This is a genomic window from Frankia sp. CcMO1 (assembly GCF_977945845.1).
This window is the reverse complement of the sequence record NZ_CDWTMG010000296.1, coordinates 1-5,159: the sequence shown is the minus strand read 5'-3', so window position 1 is coordinate 5,159 and position 5,159 is coordinate 1. Positions and strand designations below refer to the sequence as shown.

At 71.4% G+C, this 5,159-nt stretch carries 4 protein-coding genes; 3 read left to right on the top strand and 1 reads right to left on the bottom strand.

Going from position 1 to position 5,159, the window contains the following annotated elements:
• The first annotated feature begins 482 nt into the window (after positions 1-482).
• The 3 genes from AC08OU_RS22385 to AC08OU_RS22375 all read left to right on the top strand — a co-directional run bounded on the left by AC08OU_RS22385 (position 483) and on the right by AC08OU_RS22375 (position 4,444).
• Positions 483-2,927, top strand: coding sequence for a restriction endonuclease fold toxin-2 domain-containing protein (locus AC08OU_RS22385; RefSeq protein WP_476605709.1), 2,445 nt, complete (start codon positions 483-485; stop codon positions 2,925-2,927).
• A 21-nt stretch (positions 2,928-2,948) separates the two neighbouring features.
• Positions 2,949-3,320: a hypothetical protein gene (locus AC08OU_RS22380; protein WP_476605708.1), complete on the top strand. Its 372-nt coding sequence runs from the start codon at positions 2,949-2,951 to the stop codon at positions 3,318-3,320.
• Between the two features lie 128 nt (positions 3,321-3,448).
• Positions 3,449-4,444, top strand: coding sequence for a YDG/SRA domain-containing protein (locus AC08OU_RS22375; protein WP_476605707.1), 996 nt, complete (start codon positions 3,449-3,451; stop codon positions 4,442-4,444).
• Between the two features lie 203 nt (positions 4,445-4,647).
• On the opposite strand, the gene AC08OU_RS22370 is transcribed toward AC08OU_RS22375, so the two are convergent.
• On the bottom strand, positions 4,648-5,159 hold a 512-nt coding region (locus AC08OU_RS22370), incomplete at its 5' end, for a hypothetical protein (protein WP_476605706.1).

Genomic DNA, 5,159 nt, shown 5'->3' with positions numbered 1-5,159 from the left:
GTCGATCCGCGGTTTCCGGGTTGGCGGGTTGGGCAGCGGACCACGCGAGCACGCGCCGGATCACCGCTGCCTGCCGGGCGGCGAGCGCTTGGCCTTCGTCTCCGTCAACCACCACCACCTCCACCCGGAGCGCGAGCGGAGGGGCGGGCAAGGAACGGGGCGCGCGGGGCTGGCGTCGTGGGTCCGGCTCTCCGGGGAGTCCACGGCCGCGCGTCTGCGGATCGGCCACAGCCTTACCTTCGCAGGTCAAGAGCGCCTTTCACGCCTCCCGCGCCGCGGGTCTACCGCGGGCGGATCGGTGGTTGTGTCTCGTCCGGCGTCTTCGTTTCCGCGAGAGAGGGAGGAATGGGCTGGGTCGGCCTAAGTCTGGCGTGAGTCTGATAGGTCGCGAATAGGCGGAAGTCGTCGGTAGCATCCCGGCTCTGATCGTGAGACCGGGCCCGGGCTGGGACCTGAGTCGTGCGGGGCGGAGGACGTTGATCGTGGGTGCCGGAACGGGGGCCGGGTTCGGCGTCGTGCCGGATGCCAGACGTCGTGGCGCGCCGGCGGGTGAGGAGTGGTGGCAGCGGCTGGCGGTCGTCTGGCTGGGGTGGGCGCAGCGGCATGAGGCGGCGTTGCGGCGGTTGCGGCGGGCGCGGGCGGTCTGGTTGTGGGCGAGCCTGGCGTGGGTTCTGGCGGTCGTGCGCCCGGAGCTGCGGGAGTCGTTGCGTGTCTTCGCGCACGTGTACTGGCTGCTGCTGGTCTGGTTCCTGCTGGCCCGCACCCGTACCGTGTCGTGGCGGCTGGTCGCCGGGGTGTTCTCCGTCGGCATGGTCTGGTCGTGGGTGGTCGGCGGGCTGTTGTACGAGTTGGCGCAACGGGTGGGCGAGCAGCAGTTCGGGTCGCTGACGTTGTCGGGGCAGGTTCGTGCGCTGGGGCCGATGGTGGCGCTGGCGGGGGTCGGTGAGGAGTCGCTGAAGCTGGTGCCGTTGGCGGTGCTGGCGGTGGCGGTGCCGGCGCGGGTACGGCGGTTCGCGGTGGTGGACTGGCTGCTGGTGGGGTTCGCGTCCGGGTTGGCCTTTCAGGCGGTCGAGGAGCTGGCCCGCCGGACGGCCGTACAGGTGCGGGGTCCGTCGCTGGCGGATGTGCTGCTGGGCCCGGGAAATCGCGGCCCGGACAGCGGCTACCCGCAGTACGGGTGGGGTCCCCTCGGTGGTTGGCTGCGGTGGGCACCCGGCACGGAGTTCCCCGGGCATCAGGCCATGACGGCGCTGGTCGCCGTCACGCTCGGGTTGGCCGTGGTGGCGTGGCGGCACGCCCGGCGCAGCGGCGGTCCGAAGGCGGTCGGGTGGCGGGCGGCGGCGGTGGCCGCGCCGGTGGTGATGTGGTGGGTCGTGGCCTCGGTGCATGCCGGCGGCAACGCCACGATGTCGGTGGGTGACCGGTGGCTGGACGCCGATCACCCGTCCGTGCCGTGGCTGGTCCGCACCGGGTGGCAGGTGGGGAATCACGGGGTGGGGCTGCGGTGGCTGTTGGCGGCCCTGCTCCTGGCGGCGCTGCTGGTGGACGCACGGCACCTGCGGGCAGGTGACCGCACCCGCCCGGGCGCCGGGGTGCTGCGGCTGTCGTTCGACCCGGCCGCCCGCGCCGACCGGTGGACCGACCGGCTCGCCGGGGCCGGCGGGGCCGCGTCCTGGCGAGCGTTGGTCGTGGCGACGTGTGCGCTGGCCACGTACGCCGTCCGCGACGTCGCCGTTCTGGTGACGGCGCACACCCGGCAGCCCGGGGAGTCACGCCTGCGGGCCGTGGTTCGTGGCCGTGCGGCTGGCGCGATGCTGCGAGCGACCCGGGAGGAGACGTTCGCGGACGCCGCCGGTCCGGCCAATGCCGGCGATCGTTGGCGCAGCCGCCTGATCGGGATGGCCGGGCTAGCAGCCCTGACGGTGGCGGCGCTCTGGCTCGGACCGTCGTGGGCCGACCACATCGGCTCCAGCCCCGACGTGCAAGCGCTGGCCGGCCAGCTCGGCCAGGTTGGTGAGCCGCCGGGCTGGCTCGCCGGAATTCTGGACTCGCTGGCTTCCTGGTGGCACGGCCTGTCCCCCGGCAGCAAAATCGCCATCGGCGTGGGTATCGCCGCGCTGGTCGCCCTGTCCGGTGGCTCGCTCGGCCTGGCGTTCGGCGTCGCCGGGGCCGGCACCTACCTGCTGGAGCACGGCCACGGCGCCGCCGACTTCGCCCGCGACCCGGCCGCCACCACCCGCTCCTACCTGGCCGCCGCGACCCCGATGGGCGTGGTGGCCGACGGTGCCGAGGCCGTGCTCACCTTCGCCCCCGGAAACTTCGCCGGCGCCGCCGCCGGGCGCGGAGTCCGAATCGCCGCCGAGGACTTCGCCCGCGACCCGCAGGCGTGGCTCGCCACCCGCCGGGCCCTGGCCCGCGACGACAGCGGCGTGATCGACCTGGCGGCGTTCTACCGACGCGATCCGATCGAGCTGGCCGACGGCAACATGTGGACACCGCTGAACCCGGCCGACCGGGAAGCGTTCACCCGGTGGTGGGACGCAGCCCCACCCGGCCGGCCGCGAGCGGGCGGAGCGGAAGCGGAATACCAAATACGGATCTACGGCGGAACCGAACGGCAGGTGTCCGCGACCGGGGAGACCTGGGCAGACGGCGCCACCCCTGACTACGGCGCGATCGCCGACGCCAAGTGCCGCGTCAGCGCCTCCTCCTTCTACGACCCGGCCTCGATGGGAAGCTCATCGATGCAGCGGATCGCCGAGAAGCAGATGGACTTCCGACTCCGCAAGTACGCCACCGTGATCAACGACCCCCACAACCCCGCCAAAGTCCTCGAGATCACGACCAACGATCCCGGCGCCGCCGCCTTTATCGAGAGCCGGCTGCGCGCCCAAGGCATCCCCGGCTACGTCCGCCTGGAACCCTGAAGCCGGACATAGGAGACCTGCATGCTCGAACTCGCTATCGCCACCACCACCGAGAACTTCCGGTTCGACCGCGACCGGATCATCGCGGCCGCCAGCACATGGCCCGGCGCCAGGGTCGCGCCGGCCGGGCCGGAGTTCACCGACCTCGTCGACACGTTCATCGCCCTGCCGGACGGCAACGGCCCCCCAGACGCCCAACTCGCCATCGTCAGCGACGGCGAAAGCCTCGGCCTCGACGCCCCCGCCCACGAAGAAGCAGCCCACGTGCTCGCCTGGCTCTGCGCCTCAGCCGGCATCCCCGACGACGGAACCGTCGTCGTCATCCACTGGGCCGACGACCTCGTCCCCCTCCGGCCCGGCATGACCGCCGACGAACTACTCCAACTCCGATAACCAGCGTCAAGGGCCACGCGTCCGAACGCTCGGCCTGAACACCTGCCGCGTTGGACGCCGGACGCTTCCCGCCGAACGACGCGGTTTGTTCGCACTCGCGACGCCGTCCGAGAGCTCGAAGCGGACGGATGCCGCGGTCACAGCAGTCGTTCACGTCGTTCCCCTCACGTCTCGTTCACGAGGCCACGTGCAACGCGCGTGTTCATCTCCGCCAGCCGGCGCGTTTGTGGGAGCGTCGTGACGTGGCAGGTCGGTACTTCGGTGAGCTTCCGGGAGTGTCTGTCGGCACCGGATGGGCTACGCGCGCAGAGCTGTCTCAAGCGGGCGTCCATCGGCCAAATCAAAGCGGGATAAGCGGAACCAGGGCCGAAGGCGCTGATTCAATCGTCGTCAGCGGTGGCTACGAAGACGATCATGATGATGGCGACGAGATCCTCTACACCGGTGCGGGCGGGAACGATCCGGCGACTGGCAGGCAAACCGCCGACCAGACGCTCGACCAGCCAGGCAATGCTGGGTTGGTCACCAGCCAGAACCAAGGGCTTCCGGTCCGTGTCATCCGGGGATGGCGCGGCGACCCGACCTACTCGCCCACCTCGGGTTTCAGGTATGACGGGCTCTACCGAGTCGCAGACCACTGGAGCAAGGCCGGTAAGAGTGGCTTTCGCATCTGGCAGTTCCGCCTCGTGCGCCTGCCCGAGCAGGAGGCAGCGCCATACATCCCTGATGTCAACCTGCCGGCCGGCAATACGCGACCCAAGAAGACCGTCGGGGTGACCACACGCGTCGCCCGAGATACCAGGGTTTCGCGAGCCGTGAAGAAGCTGTATAAGGACGCCTGCCAGGTGTGCGGCATCCGCCTCGAGATCCCGGGCGGCTCAGTATCTGAGGGCGCCCACATCCGCGCGCTGGGGGCGCCGCACTCCGGGCCCGACGTTCCGGAGAACGTGCTCTGCCTCTGTCCCAACCACCACGCGCTGCTCGATGAAGGCGGCATTCACATCGGTGACGATCTCGTGGTCCGCGATCACGGCGACAAGATCATCGGCGCGCTCCAAATTAACCCCCAGCACGCCGTAAGCACCGCCCACCTGGAGTACCACCGCCAGCTCTGGGGCCATTAGCCTCCAAGTTGCCCCCGCGCCGCTGTTGCTTGCCCTGTCGGCCAGGACGGAAGCGGCGACCGTGAGCCGATCAGCGAGTCGGTCCAGAGCCGAACCGCCGCTGGCCACCGGTCCTGCGCCTTCGACTGAGACGAAATGGCGCGAGCAAGGGTGCCGGTGCCCGATTGGTGGCGCCCGGCCCTACTCGGAGCAGCCGCGCGTAGTCAGAGGCCGGCCGGTGGCGTGTCTGCCGCCCTGGCGTGCGTGAGGCGGTGGCGCAGTCGGGGGTCGAGCAGGGCGACCCATCCGGCCGGAACCGGGACGGCCGGCGCGGCGTCGTCCGGAACCTGGGGGTTGGTGTGGCTGCCGGGGATCGAGTGCAGGGAGTCGGCGTCGTCCTGGTCGTCGATGGCGATCCACGCGATCAGGTCCGGCCGGCTCGCGACCCGGCCGACGACCTGATCCGGGGCGGCCAGCGGGGTCCCGGCGGGCTTGCAGATGAAGCAGGAGCCGATCAGGTCGACGCTGTCGGTGCCGAGTAGGTGACGGACGAGGAGTCCGGTGTCGGGGTTGCGCGCGATCTCGGCCGTCGCGGGCGAGTGCTGGACGGCGTCAAGCCGCAGGTGCCACCGGCTGTGGTGGTGACGGCGGCGCCGGCGCGCCGGTCCGCTGCACCGATGCCGCAAGGCGCCGTGCGACGTCGCCCGCGGCGCGCAGCAGCGGCGAGCGCCGCAGC

Coding starts and splice junctions, on each gene's coding strand:
- AC08OU_RS22380 (WP_476605708.1), top strand. CDS start 2,949: ATGCTCGAACTCGCTATCGCCACCACCACCGAGAACTTCCGGTTCGAC.
- AC08OU_RS22375 (WP_476605707.1), top strand. CDS start 3,449: ATGCCGCGGTCACAGCAGTCGTTCACGTCGTTCCCCTCACGTCTCGTT.